The sequence below is a fragment of the Achromobacter sp. 10T422 genome (assembly GCF_056394065.1).
The window spans coordinates 54,070-71,244 of record NZ_JBFTHD010000007.1 but is presented as its reverse complement, the minus strand read 5'-3'; the positions used below and the strand labels follow the sequence as shown (position 1 = coordinate 71,244).

Annotated in this window: 12 protein-coding genes; 4 read left to right on the top strand and 8 right to left on the bottom strand. The window is 62.9% G+C overall.

Features of this window, described 5'->3' with window-relative positions:
- Positions 1-34 precede the first annotated feature (34 nt).
- The 3 genes from AC1DB0_RS19495 to AC1DB0_RS19485 all read right to left on the bottom strand — a co-directional run bounded on the left by AC1DB0_RS19495 (position 35) and on the right by AC1DB0_RS19485 (position 2,411).
- A complete protein-coding gene (locus AC1DB0_RS19495) occupies positions 35-343 on the bottom strand; it encodes a DUF4148 domain-containing protein (protein ID WP_054420818.1) in 309 nt (102 codons plus the stop codon).
- A 307-nt stretch (positions 344-650) separates the two neighbouring features.
- Positions 651-1,382 carry a class I SAM-dependent methyltransferase gene (locus AC1DB0_RS19490; RefSeq protein WP_476757466.1) on the bottom strand — a complete coding sequence of 244 codons (732 nt, stop codon included), beginning with the start codon at positions 1,380-1,382 and terminating at the stop codon, positions 651-653.
- A 51-nt stretch (positions 1,383-1,433) separates the two neighbouring features.
- Complete coding sequence (locus AC1DB0_RS19485) at positions 1,434-2,411, bottom strand: helix-turn-helix domain-containing protein (protein WP_175170388.1); 978 nt, start codon at positions 2,409-2,411, stop codon at positions 1,434-1,436.
- Between the two features lie 243 nt (positions 2,412-2,654).
- On the opposite strand from AC1DB0_RS19485, the gene AC1DB0_RS19480 reads away from it, so the two are divergent.
- The gene (locus AC1DB0_RS19480) at positions 2,655-4,877 is read left to right on the top strand and encodes a TonB-dependent siderophore receptor (protein WP_476757465.1); all 2,223 of its coding nucleotides are present in this window, start codon (positions 2,655-2,657) and stop codon (positions 4,875-4,877) included.
- 62 nt (positions 4,878-4,939) lie between these two features.
- Here AC1DB0_RS19480 and AC1DB0_RS19475 read toward each other — a convergent pair whose 3' ends face one another.
- The gene (locus AC1DB0_RS19475; RefSeq protein WP_476757464.1) at positions 4,940-6,106 is read right to left on the bottom strand and encodes a mandelate racemase/muconate lactonizing enzyme family protein; all 1,167 of its coding nucleotides are present in this window, start codon (positions 6,104-6,106) and stop codon (positions 4,940-4,942) included.
- Between the two features lie 112 nt (positions 6,107-6,218).
- Here AC1DB0_RS19475 and AC1DB0_RS19470 point away from each other — a divergent pair, with 112 nt between their 5' ends.
- A complete protein-coding gene (locus AC1DB0_RS19470; protein ID WP_476757463.1) occupies positions 6,219-7,118 on the top strand; it encodes a LysR family transcriptional regulator in 900 nt (299 codons plus the stop codon).
- 1 nt (position 7,119) lies between these two features.
- Here AC1DB0_RS19470 and AC1DB0_RS19465 read toward each other — a convergent pair whose 3' ends face one another.
- The 3 genes from AC1DB0_RS19465 to AC1DB0_RS19455 all read right to left on the bottom strand — a co-directional run bounded on the left by AC1DB0_RS19465 (position 7,120) and on the right by AC1DB0_RS19455 (position 12,164).
- Positions 7,120-9,927 (bottom strand): two-partner secretion domain-containing protein, encoded by a 2,808-nt coding sequence (locus AC1DB0_RS19465; protein WP_476758721.1) that lies wholly within the window; start codon positions 9,925-9,927, stop codon positions 7,120-7,122.
- A 206-nt stretch (positions 9,928-10,133) separates the two neighbouring features.
- Positions 10,134-10,655: a single-stranded DNA-binding protein gene (ssb, locus tag AC1DB0_RS19460; RefSeq protein ID WP_046802916.1), complete on the bottom strand. Its 522-nt coding sequence runs from the start codon at positions 10,653-10,655 to the stop codon at positions 10,134-10,136.
- 324 nt (positions 10,656-10,979) lie between these two features.
- Entirely contained in the window at positions 10,980-12,164 is a 1,185-nt protein-coding gene (locus tag AC1DB0_RS19455) for an MFS transporter (protein ID WP_054420825.1), read from the bottom strand.
- Positions 12,165-12,343: 179 nt separating this feature from the next.
- Between AC1DB0_RS19455 and uvrA the strand changes: the two genes are divergently transcribed.
- Both uvrA and AC1DB0_RS19445 read left to right on the top strand, forming a co-directional pair.
- On the top strand, positions 12,344-15,202 hold the full coding sequence (gene uvrA / locus AC1DB0_RS19450) for an excinuclease ABC subunit UvrA (protein WP_054420826.1): 2,859 nt from the start codon (positions 12,344-12,346) through the stop codon (positions 15,200-15,202).
- A gap of 136 nt (positions 15,203-15,338) precedes the next feature.
- Positions 15,339-16,001, top strand: a complete 663-nt coding sequence (locus tag AC1DB0_RS19445) for a glutathione S-transferase N-terminal domain-containing protein (RefSeq protein WP_454669998.1) — start codon at positions 15,339-15,341, stop codon at positions 15,999-16,001.
- A gap of 33 nt (positions 16,002-16,034) precedes the next feature.
- Here AC1DB0_RS19445 and AC1DB0_RS19440 read toward each other — a convergent pair whose 3' ends face one another.
- Positions 16,035-17,162, bottom strand: coding sequence for a deoxyguanosinetriphosphate triphosphohydrolase (locus AC1DB0_RS19440; RefSeq protein ID WP_175170406.1), 1,128 nt, complete (start codon positions 17,160-17,162; stop codon positions 16,035-16,037).
- Between the last annotated feature and the right edge of the window lie 13 nt (positions 17,163-17,175).

The window sequence follows — 17,175 nt, the reverse complement described above, 5'->3', positions numbered from 1 at the left end:
ATCTATCACTAGATAGATATCAGGGTAAAAATGCTCAGCCTTGAACGGGCGGGTAGTCCAGTTCACCGCTTTCCGTCAGGCCTTGGGCACGGGCGGCCGCCAGTTCTTGCTTCACTTGGGCGCGGGTCTTGTCAGCGCCGGTCGAAGCGAACGCGGTGGCGGCGTAGCCTTCTTCGCCAGAGACCAGTTCACCGTTGGCGCGAGCGGCGGCCAATTCTTGCTGCACTTGGGCGCGGGTGACGGTGCTTGCGGTGTTCAGGGCGGGCGGGTAGTCCAGTTCGCCAGCTTGGGCGGCGCCGATGAAGGAAGCGGACAGAATCAGGGCGGATACGAGGGTCTTCATGGTTGATCTCCAGATCAGGGATTCGATAAAAATTTCGATTTAGGTTTAAGCTTCGGTTTCGTTGAGCTATCTACTTATAGATAGATAACGAGGGAAATAAAAAAGCGGTCCTACTGTATTTCTGGTTTCGGCGGCGGCGGGTTGTTGGGTTCGCTGCGTCGATGGATGAATCTTACCTACTACTAGATAGACAGCGCAAGCCGGTTTTGTGAAACCAGATATTTCATGATGCGGGGCGGCAACACGTCCGCCCCCTATACGCCCCTATACGCCCTACCCGCCCCAGCCCCAGCCCGCCCTAGTCCGCCTAGGACCGGCTCGCCGATACCAGCACCATCATCGGCCTGTCCTGCTCTTCGGCCAGCGCGGGCTGCGCCGCCAGTTGCTCAGGCGTTGGCGCCCACTCTTCTACATGCCGGATCGTAAAGCCCGTCTGGATCAGCAGGTTCAGGTAGGCGCCCAATGTGCGATGCTGCTTGACCACGCCCTTGGCCAGCCAATCTGTGGTGCGCGGTCCTTGCAATGCGTATTGGTTCAGCGGCCAGATACGCCTGCCCGACGCGTCCTGCACAAACCCCGGTTGGGCCGGCGCGGTGTAGATCGGATGCTCGGCCGAAAACACGAAGTGTCCGCCCGGCGTCAACGCACGGTGAACGGTGGCGAACAGGTCGGCCAGATGCTCGATGTAGTGCAGCGTCAGCGAGCTATAGGCCAGGTCATACCCGCTCACCGGCAATTGCAGGTGCTCAAGATCAGCGCGCTCGTAGTGAATGCGGGGCGACTGCGTGGTGGCCCGCGCCCGGTCCAGCATGTTCTGCGACACATCCAGGCCCCGCACCTCGGCTGCGCCCTGCTCATCGGCCCACCGGCAAAACCAGCCGAAGCCGCAACCCAGGTCGATGACGCGACGGCCGCGCACGTCGGGCATCAATGCACGCAACGCCGGCCACTCGGGCGCGCCGGCCAGGCCGTGCACCGACCGCGCCATCTGGCTATAGCCTTCGAAGAATTCGGGGGTGTCGTAGATGTTCTGCGTCATGGTCCGGTTCCTGGCAAATGCCTGCGGCAAGCATGCCACGCAGGGCCGACCTTACCAAGACCGTGGCGACACGCCATACCGCGCTTTGAAGATTTTGCTGAAATGGCTCAGGCTGGAAATCCCGACGTCGCCCGCGGCCTGCGTCACGCTCATGCCGGCGGCAAGCAAGTCCGACGCGCGCTCAAGCCGCATATCGCTCAGGTACGCATGCACCGACCGGCCCATGCTGTCGCGCATCAACTGCTGCAAGCGCTTCTCCGACAGCCCAACCGTTTTCGCCAACAGCCCGGGCGGCCAATGCTCGGCATAGCGTTCGCGCAGCAGCGCGCAGGCCTGATGCACCCGCGAAAGCTCGTCGGCCGCTGGCCCGTTCAACGCATCCGGCAGCGACAGCAATTGCACAAACCCCGACAGCATCTCCAATGATTTGGCGCGATACCAAAGCCGCCGCGCCTCGGCGGCGGGTGGCGGATCGCGAGTCAGGCTGCTGGCCAGCGCCAACAGGCTGGCGGGCGCGTCCAGCGCGGCGACCAACGAGCCGTGCGCCGGCACGCTGACGTCCTGCCGGAACCGCTGCCGCAATAGCGTCACGGGCCCGGTGTCGCCCGCACGCGCCAACGCCTCGGGCGTGTAGCGGATATCCACCATCCGCACCCGCTGATTCGCGGGCAAATGCGTGGCCCAGCCCACCGGCCGTTCATGGTTGAACAACAGCGCCGCGCCTGCGGCCACTCGCAAGGGTTCACCGCCTTCGAGCGCCAACGTGGCTTCGCCTTCCTGCCAGACCTGCATGCCAAAGACGGGCGCCCCCGGTGCGGGAATCGTCAAGGAACGCTTGGGGCTGCCGTCCAGCACCACCAGGCTCACGCCGTCGTCGACGCGCAACACGCATTCGATGATGGCTTCCCATTCGTCGGTGGCAGGCACCGTCGGCAAGGTACCCCGCCACCATTCATGCGGCTTCGCGCGCGTGGTGTTGGGGTCAGGCAGAGACGGAAGGGACAAGGGCGCGGTGGCGCGGGCGGACATAGGGGAGGCGGGCGAGAAAGGCGGAACCACTGACAGAAAGCGAAACGCGAAAGCCAAGAACCGAAGGCCAAGGCACTGAAGAACACGGCCCCGAAGACAACCCAGACCGCGCAGAAAAACGGGGGGGCAGCAAAACCGTTAATCGACGCCGAAAAAACGTCAGACAGGCGGCGAGACTTCTGGAATCATGCCGACGCACAGGAATGATTCTTGTTAATTATAAATTGCCCCAGGGGAAATACCGTGTCCTTTTCCGTCAAGCCGCTGCCGTTGGCGCTGCTGGCTGCCCTTGCCGCGTCGGTCCCCGCCGCCGCCCAGACCACTCAAACCGGCCAAGCTGCCCCAGCGGCGGCCACTGGCGTGACCACGCTCGCCCCCGTGCTGGTGCAAGGCGCACGTGACGCCTCGCCCACGTCCGGCGCCGACTACGTTGCGACGCGCAGCCGCTCGGGCACCAAATCGGACGCGGCGCTGATCGACACCCCGCAAACCATCAACGTCATCACCCGCAATGAAATGGACGAGCGCGGCGTGACCTCCGTCGCCCAAGCCGTCCGCTACACCCCCGGCGTGTTCGCTCAATACGGCGACAACGACGTGCGCTATGACTGGCTGACCGTGCGCGGTTTCACGCCATCGCGGTATCTGGATGGGCTGCTGCTGCCGTTTGGCGCGCGCGGCTATTCGCAACCGCGCATCGACACCTATGGCCTTGAGCGCATCGAAATCCTGAAAGGCCCGTCGTCGGGACTGTATGGACAAAGCGCGCCCGGCGGTCTGGTCAACATGACCAGCAAGCGCCCCACGGCCGAGCCCTTCAATGAAGTGGTGTTGCAAGCGGGCAGCTTCAACCGCTATCAAGGCGCGTTCGACTTCTCTGGCCCGGCCGACGAAGAAGGCAAATTCCTGTACCGCCTGACCGGCACGCTGCGCGACAGCGACACGCAGTACCAGCACGTGGACGACGAACGCCAATTCATCGCACCCAGCTTCACGTGGCGCCCGTCGTCTGACACCAGCTTGAACCTCAGCGCGCAGTATCAGAAGATCACCAGCCACGGCGGCGGCGGCGCGCCCGTGCTGCCCGTCATCGGCACGCTGGAAAAGAGCGCCACCGCGGGCTACATCCCGCGCGACCGCTTCGTGGGCGAGCCGGGCTACGACATCTTCACCAACGAACAAGCGATGGTCGGCTACACGTTGGACCACCGCATGAACGACACGTGGAGCCTGCGCCAAAGCGCCCGCTACACCAATGTCGATACCAACACGCGCCGCGTGCAGATCGGCGCAATGCTGTCGGACACTCAAGCCGTCCGCTACGCCTGGGCCTTTCCGGAAACGTCGCACACCTTCCAGATCGACAACCAGTTGAACGCCAGATTCAACGCCGGCCCCACGCGCCATGACGTCACCTTCGGCCTGGACTACCTGCGCGAAAAATCCCGCTACAACGAGAGCAGCCTGGGCCTGATGCTGCCGCCGGCCTCGCCGCTGTTCAACGTGTTCGACCCGGACTACGGCACGCCCGTGACGCGCCCCGCCACGGCCAACAAGATCAACATGACGCGCAGCCAGCTGGGCCTGTACGCGCAAGACCAGATCGAACTTGACCGTCTGCGCTTCACCTTCGCCGGCCGCTACGACTGGACCGAAGGCACCACCGACAACGGCGTTGCGGGCAGCGGCGGCCAATGGGCGTGGACATCGCGCACTGCCGATGCCGACCGCTTCACCGGCCGCGCGGGTGTGACCTATCGCTTCGACAACGGCATCGCGCCTTACTTCAGCTACTCCACATCGTTCCAGCCGATGACGGGCATCACGCGCGACGGCTCGCCGCTCAAACCCACCACCGGCGAACAATACGAAGCCGGCGTGAAGTACCAGCCCGACGGCTACGCCAGCTTCGTCACGCTGTCGGCCTTCCAGATCACGCAGAAAAACGTCAGCACGCCGGACCCGGTCAACACCAGCTTTGTCGTGCAGACGGGCGAAGCGCAGGTGCAGGGCATCGAACTTGAAGGCAAGGCCAGCTTTGACAATGGCCTGGACCTGACGATGTCGTACGCGCTGAGTGATAGCGAAGTCACGAAAACCAATGTCGCCGCCCAGCGCGGCAATCAGATGATTTTCGTGCCGCGCCATCAGGCCGCGCTGTGGGCCGACTACACCTTGCGCGACGGCCCGCTGCAAGGCGTAGGGGTGGGCGCAGGCGTCACGTATCGCGGGGGCTTCTACGGCGACTTGAACAACCGCTACGCCATCCCCGCCGTCACGCTGGTGGATGCCGCCATCCGCTACGATCTGGGCCGCGCCAGCCCCACGCTTGCCGGCGCGCAAGTCGCGCTGAACGTCTCCAACCTGTTCGACAAACGCTACGTCGCCAACTGCCTGGGCACGGCCGTCAGTTGCTACTGGGGCGCGGAACGCACGGTGATGGCGACGTTGCGGTATCGCTGGTGAAGGGCGGGTGATGGGCGAGTGAAGGGCGGGTGAATGGCGACTAAACCCCGCGCGGTCGGGGCCTATGCCGACAATTCCCGCATGACGGCGATCAGGTCCGACTTGCCTTCGAAACCAATGCCGGGCAAGTCCGGCATCGTGACGTAGCCGCCGTCAACCTTCACCCCATCGGGGAATCCGCCAAACGGCTGGAACAGGTCGGGATAGCTTTCATTGCCGCCCAGCCCCAAGCCCGCTGCAATGTTCAACGACATCTGGTGGCCGCCGTGCGGAATGCAGCGGCTGGCCGACCAGCCATGCTCGCGCAGCATGTCCAGCGTGCGCAAATACTCCACCAGCCCATAGCTCAGCGCGCAATCAAATTGCAGCCAATCGCGGTCGGGGCGCATGCCGCCGTAGCGGATCAGGTTGCGCGCATCCTGCATCGAAAACAGGTTTTCGCCCGTCGCCATCGGGTTCGCGTAGTAGTTGCGCAAGGTCGCCTGCAACTCGTAGTCCAGCGGATCGCCCGCCTCTTCATACCAAAACAGGTCGTACTGCGACAGCGCCTTGGCGTACTGAATGGCCGTATCCAGATCGAAGCGGCCATTGGCGTCCACCGCCAGCTTCTGCCCGTCTTGCAGCACGCTCAAGATGGAATCGATGCGGCGCAGATCTTCGTCCAGCGACGCGCCGCCAATCTTCTTCTTCACCACCGTATAGCCACGGTCGATATAGCTGCGCATTTCGTCTTTGAGCTTGCTGTGGTCCTGGCCCGGGTAGTAATAGCCGCCAGCCGCATAGACGAACACGCGGCGGTCGGCTTGGCCGTTGCCGTAGCGGTCGGCCAGCAGCTGGAACAACGGCTTGCCTTCTATCTTCGCCACCGCATCCCACACCGCCATATCGATGGTGCCAATCGCCACCGAACGCTCGCCATGGCCGCCCGGCTTTTCGTTCGTGAACATGGCGTTCCAGATCTTGTGCGGGTCCAGATTCTTGCCCGTCGCGTCCAGCAACGACTCCGGGTCGGCTTCCATGATGCGCGGGATGAAACGCTCGCGCATCAGCTTGCCCTGGCCGTACCGGCCATTCGAATTGAAGCCATAGCCCACCACCGGCTTGCCGTCGCGGATCACATCGGTGATTACAGCGACGAGACTCAGCGTCATCTTGCTGAAATCGATATACGCGTTGCGAATGGGCGAGCTGATGGGAAGGGTCTGTTCGCGGATCTCGACGATTTTCATGAGGGGTCTCCTGATGCGCCGACTGTAGCGGCGTTGTGGGTGCGGAACCCCTAGCGTAGGGGCGATCACCCGCACTAAGATTCACTCATATTCATTTGATTATTAACTTTCAGTGAAAACCGACATTGCGTCCGAACTGGAATTTTTCATCCACCTGGCCCGGCTAGGCAGCCTGTCCGCCGCCGCGCGCGAGCTGGATCTGACACCGCCCGCCGCCACCAAGCGGCTGGCGCTGATGGAACGCCGCCTGGGCGTGCGGCTGGTGAACCGCAGCACTCGAACCCTTAGCCTGACGAGCGAAGGCGAGACCTATCTTTCCCACGCGGTGAAGATCCTGGCGGACTTGCGCGACATGGAAGACGCGGTTTCCAGCAGCGGCGCCACGCCACGCGGCGTGCTGAAAGTGAACGCCACACTGGGTTTTGGCCGCACGACCATCGCCCCGCTGGTGTCCGACTTCACCAAGCGGTACCCCGACGTGCAGGTGCAGCTAGAGGTCACGGACCGGCCCGTTGATCTGGTGGAAAGCGGATTCGATCTGGCGATCCGGTTCGGCGAACTGCCCGATAAACGCCTCAGCGCCCGGCGCGTAATGTCCAACGGCCGCTTCCTATGCGCCTCCCCCCGTTATCTGGACAAACACGGCACGCCCGCCACGCTGGCCGATCTGGCCTCGCACCGCTGCATCCTGCACACGCAAAACGATGAAGCACACGGCGTATGGCGGTTTACGCGTGCAGGCGAAAGCGTGGCCATCAAAGTGGACGGCGCGTTGTCCAGTAATGACGGCGATATCGTGCTGGGTTGGGCACTGGATGGCCACGGCATTTTGATCCGCTCGGAATGGGATCTGGCCAAGTATCTGGAAAGCGGACGGCTGCGTGTGGTGCTACCTGACTACACGCTGCCGTCCGCGGATCTTTTTGTTTATTACCCGCAACGCAGAAATCAAACTGCGCGGGCGCGAGCGTTTATTGATTATCTGGTTGAGGTGTTTCAGCGGCCAAGTTGAATCACCATTCGAATTTCCCTTGGTCGAGCCCAACCTGGCGGCCGTCATCGCCGTTGACTGTGCCGGAACCCTGGGATTGGCGGATCTCACTCTCGGTTCTGTACGCGTCAGGGTGAAGATTCCATCCCACAAGGCTACCCAGGATGCCCCTGCCGTAGGCGCTGCCACTGGATGCAGACCGTTCAATGACGCCCGTATTCATGCCTACCAACCCGCCCACTGCATCTTGATCGTCACGGCCGACCGCATTGCCGCTGGCATAGGAATCAATGATCAGGGCAGTCCTGCCGTTCGCGCTGGCATTCGTTCCTACCAATCCCCCCACACTGCCCGTCGGATGCCCAGGGCTGTGACTCCCGGCTATCGCCGAGCCGGTAGCCGAAGACTGGCGAATAATCCCCCCGCGGTTCCTTCCTACTAACCCGCCGACGGCATTATCCCCACTGCCCGTTATGTCACCCGACGCGTGGCCGCGAAGAATTAGCCCGTTGTTCTCGCCTACCAAACCGCCCACGCCGCTAAAGTAAGAACGCGCCACCACATGCCCTGATGCTCGCGAATCCGTAATGGTTCCGGTCCAGCCATTCAGCCCAACCAGCCCGCCCGTTTGATAGGCGCTGGCGATAAGACCCGTGGCGTGGCTATTACTGATGGACCCGTAGTTGGCGCCAACCAAGCCGCCCGTATAGAACTCGCCGTTGGCGCCGCCCGTCGCGTAGGCATGTTCAATGCTCCCGTTTTTTTCGTTTTTGCCGACCAATCCTCCGGCAACTGAAACGCCTGCGCGAATGACTGTCGTCGAGTAGGAGTGCGCAATACGCCCCTGGTTCGAGCCAACCAAGCCGCCTAGTTCACCCACCGAGGCACCCCCGCCTGCAACGCCGAGCACGCCTCCACGGGAGTGTGAATTCAAAACGTCGCCATAATTCACGCCGACCAACCCGCCCAACGAGTCATTGGATTGCGTCGTACGGATTTCGCCCCAGGCGTAGGCATACTTCACCACCCCACCGTTGACTCCCACCAATCCACCCGCGACATTATGGCGACCAGGCTGGTTAACGGAAATGCTCAGTTGCCRCAACCCGATGTTCCTGAGCACGCCGTGCGAATTGCTGAATAGTCCTACGTGCCCCGTTGGGTTTGACGAGTCGGCCTTAATCTTCAGGCTATCGACCGCATGCCCCATGCCAGTCAATACGCCTTCGAATTTTTGCGTCGAGCTCGAGTAATCTCCACCAATGGGCCGAAAGCCCGCGCGCGCATTCCACGAACCCGTTCCGTGGGCATCAATGGCATTCGCCAGTGCATAGGCGCCGCTCAGATTATTCTCGATGGCTTGCAGCTCATGCACATTTCGGATCAGTTGATAATCCTGCCCATTAATGCGCAAGCTGGCTTGTGACCCAGGCAACGTCACCGTGACGTCCTTGCCCAAGATATAGTCGGCGTCGGCGCCATGGTTCATCACGAACCCGGCCTTATCCCCGCTTGCCTCGACATTCGCATTCAGCCGCACAGACTTCTTTGCGTCCAGGCTCAGCGTCGTATCCGCATCCCAAGCAATCTCTTCAAGCACGCGAAGATCTCCTTGCGTGGACGTCAGCGCGATATTGTTTTTAGACAGCTGCCCGCTGAGATGCTCGCCGCTGATGCCGCTGACCAACGGCACTTCTTGCGTTGTGACGCTGATTTGATCGGCTTCAAGCGTCAGCCATCCGCCATTGCCCAGCGCCGCGCGCGTATCAGCCTGCGCGCTGCCTTCCATCTGCACTTGCCGGCCCTGAACCAGAACGTTGCCACCGTCGCCTTGGCCACCGGCCATCGCCAACAGATTGCCGCGCACGTCCACGCGTTGGCCTTGCACCGTGATATCGCCAGCGTTACCGCTGAACGCGCTGCTGTCCAACGTGCCTGCGGCCACTACCGTGCCTTGCGCGCCGCCATCCAGCACGATCTTGCCCGAGCGGCCATTCAGCGTTTGCGCTTCGATCAAGCCCTGGTTGTTCACGACCGCGTGCGCCACGGCGTTACTGGCTCGGGCGTGCAGCGTCACCTGGCCGCCCTGAGCCGTCAGCGCATTGTGGTTGCTGACCAGCGCATTCAACGCCGCCTGATCAATCTCTACGTTGAGCAGCCCATCGTCGGAAAGGCCAAGCGTAATGCGCTGCCCTGAAGCCAACGCGATGGCGCCCTGTTTGGCGCGGACGACGCCCTTGTTCTCCACCTGTCCGCCCAGCAACGCAATCGTTCCGCCGTCTGCGGCAATCAACACGCCTTCGTTGATAACGCCTGCCGGCGTCGCGCGGCCATCGCCAACAAATCGGAATCGGCCTTCTTGGAGGTCTTCATTGCTCAGATTCAATGTGGACGCCACCAAGCCGCCTACGTTGACCTTCGCAGTCTTGCCGAACAGCACGCCGTTCGCGTTGATGATGAAGACACGCCCGTTGGCGTTCAGCTGACCCATGATCTTGCTGCCTTCGGTGCCGGCAACCCGGTTCAAGGCAATGGCGTTGGCGTCGGGCTGCTGAAAATCCACGCGGCTGCCCGAGGCGATATGGAAACTGTTCCAGTCGATGGACAGCTTGGAGCTGGTCTGCTGGATTTTCTTTGATAGGCGGTTGGGCTCCGAGATACTGCCTTGGCCGCTGGTGATCTTGCCGCCCACGGGCAGGTTCTGAGCGTAGGCTGAACCGGCAAGCAGCAATGCGCACGACGAGACGCCCCCTAACACGATTAATTTCCGTAACGCGCGACGTTCACGTCGTTCTGCTTTATTTTCGGAAACCCGGCGGCGATGGTTCATTTCCCTCTCCTCGTCTGAATTATTAGAAATGATTGAGACGAGGCTAGCACGGCACATAAAGCCGAATACCGATTAAAAATTGCGCGGCAAAATAATGATTATTAATGCCGACTATTTAGTATTCCTCTGATTGATTTAATGACTTAAAAATGAAAAGCCCCCGCATTTGCGGGGGCTTTGAATAACAACTTACTCGTTCGGAAATATCAGAACGGAATATCGTCGTCCATATCCGCCAGATTCGCGCCGCTGCTGGCCGGGGCCGCTGCGGGGGCCGGGCGCTGTTGCGGCGCCGGGCGTTGCGCCGGGGCGCGTTGCTGTTGCGGGCGCGACGGAGCGTCGTCGTAGCCGCCACCACCACCGTAGCTGGCGCCGCCGCCGCCGCCGTCTTCACGGCCGCCCAGCATTTGCATCTGGTCGGCGACGACTTCGGTGCTGTAGCGATCAGCGCCGGTGTCCTTGTCTTGCCACTTGCGCGTCTTCAGACGGCCTTCGATGTAGACCGAGCGGCCCTTCTTCAGGTATTCGCCGGCGATTTCAGCCAGGCGGTTGTACATGACGACGCGGTGCCATTCGGTTTCTTCGCGGCGCTCGCCGGAAGCCTTGTCCTTCCAGGTGGAGGTCGTGGCGATGGACATATTGCAGATTGCAGCCCCTTCCGGGCTGTAGCGGACTTCCGGGTCGCGCCCCAGATTGCCCACGAGAATGACTTTGTTAACCGATGCCATGCCGATGTCCCTCAGTTGTTGACAGCCTGCGCCTGTGCGTTGCCGCGAGCGCGCCGGCAACAACATAAAAGCGATGTTGAAGACCGGCTTCATGAAACACGCCGGTCATCATGACAATGACCGGCGACGCCTGGGAGCCCGAAGGCGGACCCGAATTCTTGAAGCCCTAATTTGGTACGTATTATCGACGAAAAGCGCCTGCCGCGCCAAACGCCAATGGTGACAAAGCGATCCTGGTGGTGATCCGAATTGCGATCCGTTGAGCGCCGTTCACAGCGCGATCAACGACTTTCCCAGGCTTTCGGGGACGCATCCCCGCGACCCCTAAGCCAGGGGCCGCAACGCCCAGGTCACGGCCAGCCAGACGGCCGACAGGATAGCCGCGCCGATGAAAACCGCGCTTGCGCCCGAGTGCGACGCCAGCCAGCCGCCCAGCGCGCCGCCCGCAAACAGGCCAGCCGCCTGGGCGGTGTTGTAGAAGCCCAGCGCCAAGCCTTTGTAGGCTTGCGGGGCCACGCGGGACACCAGCGACGGCTGCAAGGCTTCCAGCACGTTGAAGGCGACGAAGAAGCCGGTCAGCGCCACGGCCAGCGTGTAGAAGCCATGGCTGGCCGCCGGCAGCAAGGCGCAGACCAGCACCAGCCCGGCGACTGCTGCGCGCAGGGCGCCGCGATGAGCGCGGCGCTTTTCCGCCACGAACACCACCGGCACCATCAGCACGAACGACACCAGGATGACGGGCAGATAGACCTTCCACAGGTCTCGCGCGTCCAGCCCGCCGACCTTGGCCAGCAAGGCAGGCACCACGACAAACAACGACACCTGGATCAAATGCAGTACGAACACGCCGAAGTTCAGGCGCAGCAGATCGCGGTGGGTCAGCACTTCACGCGGATTGGCCGACTGCATCGTCCGGGCTTGCGTGCGTGGCACCACCGGCACGACAAAGCGCGCCACGGCCAGGCAGATCACGCCCAGGCAGGCGATGGTCCAGAACAGGCCGGACAGCCCCCACCACCCCACCAGCACGGGCGACAAGACGAGTGACACCGCGAAAGACAAGCCGATTGATCCGCCCACCATGGCCATGGCGCGCGTGCGCACTTCGTCGCGGGTGGCGTCGGCCAGCCACGCGGTGACCGCGGCCGAAATGGCGCCCGCCCCCTGGATGGCGCGGCCAATGGTGATCCAGTACACATCGGTGGCCTGCGCACAGACGATGCTGCCCGCCACGAACAGCAGCAGGCCGAACAGCACGACGGGCCGCCGGCCCCAGCGGTCAGACGCCAGCCCGAAGGGAATCTGCATGAACGCCTGGGTCAGGCCATACATGCCCAGCGCCAGGCCGACGCGCGCGGGGTCGTCCCCGCCCGGCATGCCGGCGGCGGCGACGGCAAAAACCGGCAACAACAGGAACAGCCCCAGCATCCGCGCAGCGAACAAGCCGGCCAGCGCGACGCTCGCGCGGCGCTCGGAAGGGGTCAATTTCAGTTTGGTGTCTGCCGGCATGCGGAAATTTCAACAATGACAAGGGCGGTGCGCGCGCGTGGATGTCACACGCTCACGGTCTGATCTAGCGGTGCGGCGCCGGACCCGGTTCAGTCAATCTTGACGGACTGCCCCGAACGCTGAGGGATTCGGCGCGCTATAGTACCAAGTTGGCCTTTGAAACCGCTTAAAAGAGCCCGATGGACGCGATACGCATTCGGGGTGCACGCACCCACAACCTTAAGAACGTCTCGCTGGACCTGCCGCGCCACAAACTGGTGGTCGTCACCGGCTTGTCCGGCTCGGGCAAGTCTTCGCTGGCGTTCGACACGCTGTACGCGGAGGGCCAACGACGTTATGTGGAAAGCCTTTCCGCCTACGCCCGCCAATTCCTCCAACTGATGGACAAGCCGGACGTGGACCTTATCGAAGGGCTGTCGCCGGCCATTTCGATCGAGCAGAAAGCCGCGGGGCACAACCCGCGCTCCACGGTCGGCACCATCACCGAGATCCACGACTACCTGCGCCTGCTGTACGCGCGGGTCGGCACGCCCTACTGCCCAGATCACGGCCTGCCCCTGCAAGCGCAAAGCGTCAGCCAGATGGTCGACGCGGTGCTGGGCTGGACGCCCGAAACGCGTCTGGCCGTGCTGGCGCCGATTGCCCGTGGCAAGAAGGGCAGCTTCGAAGACGAATGCGCCAGCTTGCAAGCCCAGGGTTATGTGCGGCTGCGGGTGGACGGGCAACTGGTGGAAATCGACGGCATGCCGCCGTTGAAGAAAACCGAAAAGCACGACATCGATGTCGTCATCGACCGGCTGCGCATCAAGCCGGAAAGCAAGCAGCGTCTGGCGGAAAGCTTCGAGACCGCCCTGCTGCTGGCAGATGGCCGCGCGCTGGCGCTGGACATGGATAGCGAACGGGAACAGGTGTTCTCCAGCCGCTACGCCTGCCCGGTATGCAGCCACAGCCTGCCCGAACTCGAACCGCGTCTGTTCAGCTTCAACAACCCGATGGGCGCCTGCCCCAGTTGCGACGGCATCGGACAAGTGGGCTTCTTTGACCCGAAGCGCGTCGTGGCTTTCCCGGAACTGAGCCTGGCCGCCGGCGCAATCCGCGGCTGGGACCGCCGCAACGCCTTCACGCATTCGCTGCTGACGAGCCTTGCCGCGCATTACGAATTCGATATCGAAGCGCCCTTCGAAGACTTGCCCGAAGCGCTGCGCGACAAGGTGCTCTATGGCTCTGGCGAAGAAGAAATCTCGTTCCTGTACCTGAACGAAAAAGGCCGCAGCACCGTCAAGCGCCACGCCTTCGAAGGCGTCATCCCGAACCTGGAGCGCCGCTGGCGCGAGACGGATTCGGCCACGGTGCGCGAAGAACTCGGCAAGTACCGCAATATCAAGACCTGCCCCGACTGTGCCGGTTCGCGCTTGCGCCCCGAAGCGCGCAATGTGCTGATCGGCCACGACCCGCGCGGCGGCGAGCGCCACGGCCAGGCCATCTACGAAGTCGAGGCCATGCCCTTGTCGAGCTGCCTGGCCTGGTTCCGAAACCTGAACCTGACCGGCGCCAAGCAAGAGATCGCGCAGCGCATCGTGCGCGAGATCGAAGCACGGCTCAGCTTCCTGAACAACGTCGGGTTGAATTACCTGTCGCTGGACCGTAGCGCCGACACGATTTCGGGCGGCGAGGCCCAGCGTATCCGCCTGGCCAGCCAGATTGGCTCAGGCCTGACGGGCGTGATGTACGTGCTGGACGAGCCCTCAATCGGCTTGCACCAGCGCGACAACGACCGCCTGATCGGCACCCTCCAGCACCTGCGAGACCTGGGCAACAGCGTCATCGTCGTCGAGCACGACGAAGACATGATCCGCATGGCCGATTGGGTGGTGGACATGGGCCCGGGCGCGGGCGAACACGGTGGCGAAGTCGTGGCGCAAGGCGATCCCGAAACGGTGCAGCGCGACCCGAACTCGCTGACCGGCCAATACCTGAGCGGCGCGCGCGAGATCGCCATCCCCGCCCGCCGTCCGGTCAACGACGAATTGCCCTGGCTGACCCTGACGGGCGCCAGCGGCAACAACCTGAAAGACGTCGAACTGCGCCTGCCCGGGGGCCGGCTGGTGTGCGTGACGGGCGTGTCGGGTTCCGGCAAGTCCACGCTCATCAACGACACGCTGGCGGTCGCCGTGTCGCGCCAGCTGCACCACGCGCAAAGCGAACCCGCCCCCTATGTGTCGATGCAAGGGCTGGAGAATTTCGACAAGATCATCAGCGTGGACCAAAGCCCCATCGGCCGCACGCCGCGCAGCAACCCCGCGACCTACACGGGCCTGTTCACGCCCATCCGCGAACTCTTCGCGGGCGTGCCGGAAGCCCGCACGCGCGGCTACGACCCCGGCCGCTTCAGCTTCAACGTCAAGGGCGGCCGCTGCGAAGCCTGCCAGGGCGACGGCGTGGTCAAGGTCGAGATGCACTTCCTGCCCGACATGTACGTGCCTTGCGACGTCTGCCACGGCAAGCGCTACAACCGCGAAACGCTCGAAATTCGGTATCGCGGCCGCAACATCAGCGAAGTGCTGGAGCTGACGGTCGAACAGGCGCTGGAATATTTCGAGTCGGTGCCGGCCATTTCGCGCAAGCTGCACACGTTGATCGATGTCGGTCTGTCCTATATTCGGCTGGGCCAAAGCGCGACCACCTTGTCGGGCGGTGAAGCGCAGCGCGTGAAGCTGTCGCAAGAGCTGTCGCGCCGCAGCACCGGGCGCACGCTGTACATCCTGGACGAGCCCACCACCGGCTTGCATTTCCGCGATATCGAGCTACTGTTGCAAGTGCTGAATCAATTGGTCGACAGCGGCAACACCGTGCTCATCATCGAACACAACCTGGACGTCATTAAAACGGCAGACTGGCTGATCGACATGGGTCCGGAAGGCGGCGACGGCGGCGGCTACGTGGTGGCGCAAGGCACCCCGGAAGACGTCGCGGCGACGCAAGCCAGCCACACCGGGCAATACCTGGGCAAGCTGCTGCGCCGAAACGCTGGAAGATGATCCTGCTGGAAGATGATCCTTCTGGAAGGTCATCCTGCAAAGGATGACCCTGCCGGAAGGTGAACCTGCCAGAAGGTGAACCTGCCGAACGGTGATTCAGCACGTCGACTTGGATAATCCCTGCGTAAGGACTGGCATGTACACCCTGATCATCGGCAATAAGAATTATTCCTCGTGGTCGTTACGGCCATGGCTGGCCCTGCGCGCAACCGGCATTGCCTTTACTGAGCAAAAGCTCGGGTTTTTCACGGAAGAGTTTTCACGCAAGGTAGGTGCGGTGTCGCCAGCCGGCCTGGTGCCCGTGCTGCTGGACCGTGATTTTGCCGTCTGGGATTCTCTGGCCATTTGCGAATACATGGCCGAGCAGCGCCCCGAGGCGCAGTTGTGGCCAAAGGACGCGCATGCGCGCGCCCGCGCCCGTTCGCTGGCGGCGCAAATGCACAGCGGCTTCGGCGCATTGCGCAATGCCATGCCGATGAACATCGAAGCGCACCTGCCCGGCATCAAGTTCCCGGAAGCCGCGCAGCAGGATGTGTCGCGGCTGCAAGCCATCTGGCACGACACCCGCGCAGAATTCGGCCGGGGCGGCCCGTTCCTGTTCGGTGCGTTTTCCATTGCTGACGCGTTCTTTGCGCCAGTAGTGTCGCGCTTCACCACCTATGGCATCCCCGCCGCGGGTGCCGTGCGTGACTACATGGATGCGGTGCTGGCGCTGCCCGCCATGCAGGACTGGATGCGCGATGCGCGCGCCGAAGCCACGTTCGTGCCCGAAGACGAACCGTACCGCAAGCACCGCTAGCCCGCGGCGATGCCGGCGGCAGGCCGGCCGCGATCAACCCATGTCGAACAGGCGTTTATGTTCGCGGATGGCGTAGCGGTCGGTCATGCCGGCGATGTAATCGGAAATGGCGCGTGCCTGCTCATTGAAGGCGGGCCTGCGGTAATCCGGCGGCAGCAACCGCGGATCATCCAGGAACGCCGCGAACAGTTCGCGCACGATGCGGCGCGCCTTGGCCGTCATGCGCAGCACCTGATAGTGCCGGTACAGGTTGTCGAACAAGAACTTCTTCAACGCATCGGCTTCGCGGCGGATCTCGTCCGAGAACCCCGCCAACGGCGGTGAGCGGCGCACATCATCCACGCTGGCAGGTGCCGCGTCGCGGATGCGCGCAAGCGAAGTGTGCGTCAGGTCAACGATCAGCGTGTTGATCATGCGGCGGATCGTCTCGGCCACGGCGCGGCGCTGGGCCAGCCCGGGATAGCGGCTAAGCACTTCAGCGTGATGGCGTTCGAAGATCGACACGTCTTTCAGTTGCTCAAGCGTGATCAGCCCGGAACGCAGCCCATCATCAATATCGTGATTGTTGTAGGCGATCTCGTCGGCCAGGTTGGCCAACTGGGCTTCCAGCGACGGCTGCGTGCGGGAGAGGAAGCGTTCGCCCACATCACCCAGCTGACGCGCGTGCGCCACCGAGCAATGCTTCAGGATGCCTTCACGCGTTTCAAAGCAAAGATTCAAGCCGTTGAAGTCCGCATAGCGTTCTTCAAGCTCGTCCACCACGCGCAGGCTTTGCAGGTTGTGCTCGAAGCCGCCCGCCTCGGGCGCAAGCTCGCGCATGCAGGCGTTCAGCTCGTCTTGCCCGGCATGGCCGAACGGCGTGTGGCCAAGGTCATGGGCAAGCGAGATGGCTTCGGTCAGGTCTTCCGACAGCCCCAGGCTGCGCGCCAGCGTACGCGCAATCTGCGCCACTTCCAGGCTGTGCGTAAGGCGGGTGCGGAACAGGTCGCCTTCGTGGTTCACGAAGACCTGCGTCTTGTATTCCAGGCGGCGGAACGCGCCGGAATGAACGATGCGGTCCCGGTCGCGCTGAAACTCGGTGCGGTTTTCAGGCGGCGGTTCAGAATAAGTCCGGCCGCGCGATTGAGACGGGTCGGATGCGTAGGAAGCCAGTTCTTTCATCTGCAACACCGTC

Excerpts from the sequence above, each read along its gene's own strand:
- AC1DB0_RS19495 (WP_054420818.1), bottom strand. The coding sequence starts at position 343 with ATGAAGACCCTCGTATCCGCCCTGATTCTGTCCGCTTCCTTCATCGGC.
- uvrA (WP_054420826.1), top strand. The coding sequence starts at position 12,344 with ATGGACGCGATACGCATTCGGGGTGCACGCACCCACAACCTTAAGAAC.
- AC1DB0_RS19475 (WP_476757464.1), bottom strand. The coding sequence starts at position 6,106 with ATGAAAATCGTCGAGATCCGCGAACAGACCCTTCCCATCAGCTCGCCC.
- AC1DB0_RS19445 (WP_454669998.1), top strand. The coding sequence starts at position 15,339 with ATGTACACCCTGATCATCGGCAATAAGAATTATTCCTCGTGGTCGTTA.
- AC1DB0_RS19485 (WP_175170388.1), bottom strand. The coding sequence starts at position 2,411 with ATGTCCGCCCGCGCCACCGCGCCCTTGTCCCTTCCGTCTCTGCCTGAC.
- ssb (WP_046802916.1), bottom strand. The coding sequence starts at position 10,655 with ATGGCATCGGTTAACAAAGTCATTCTCGTGGGCAATCTGGGGCGCGAC.
- AC1DB0_RS19455 (WP_054420825.1), bottom strand. The coding sequence starts at position 12,164 with ATGCCGGCAGACACCAAACTGAAATTGACCCCTTCCGAGCGCCGCGCG.
- AC1DB0_RS19440 (WP_175170406.1), bottom strand. The coding sequence starts at position 17,162 with ATGAAAGAACTGGCTTCCTACGCATCCGACCCGTCTCAATCGCGCGGC.
- AC1DB0_RS19490 (WP_476757466.1), bottom strand. The coding sequence starts at position 1,382 with ATGACGCAGAACATCTACGACACCCCCGAATTCTTCGAAGGCTATAGC.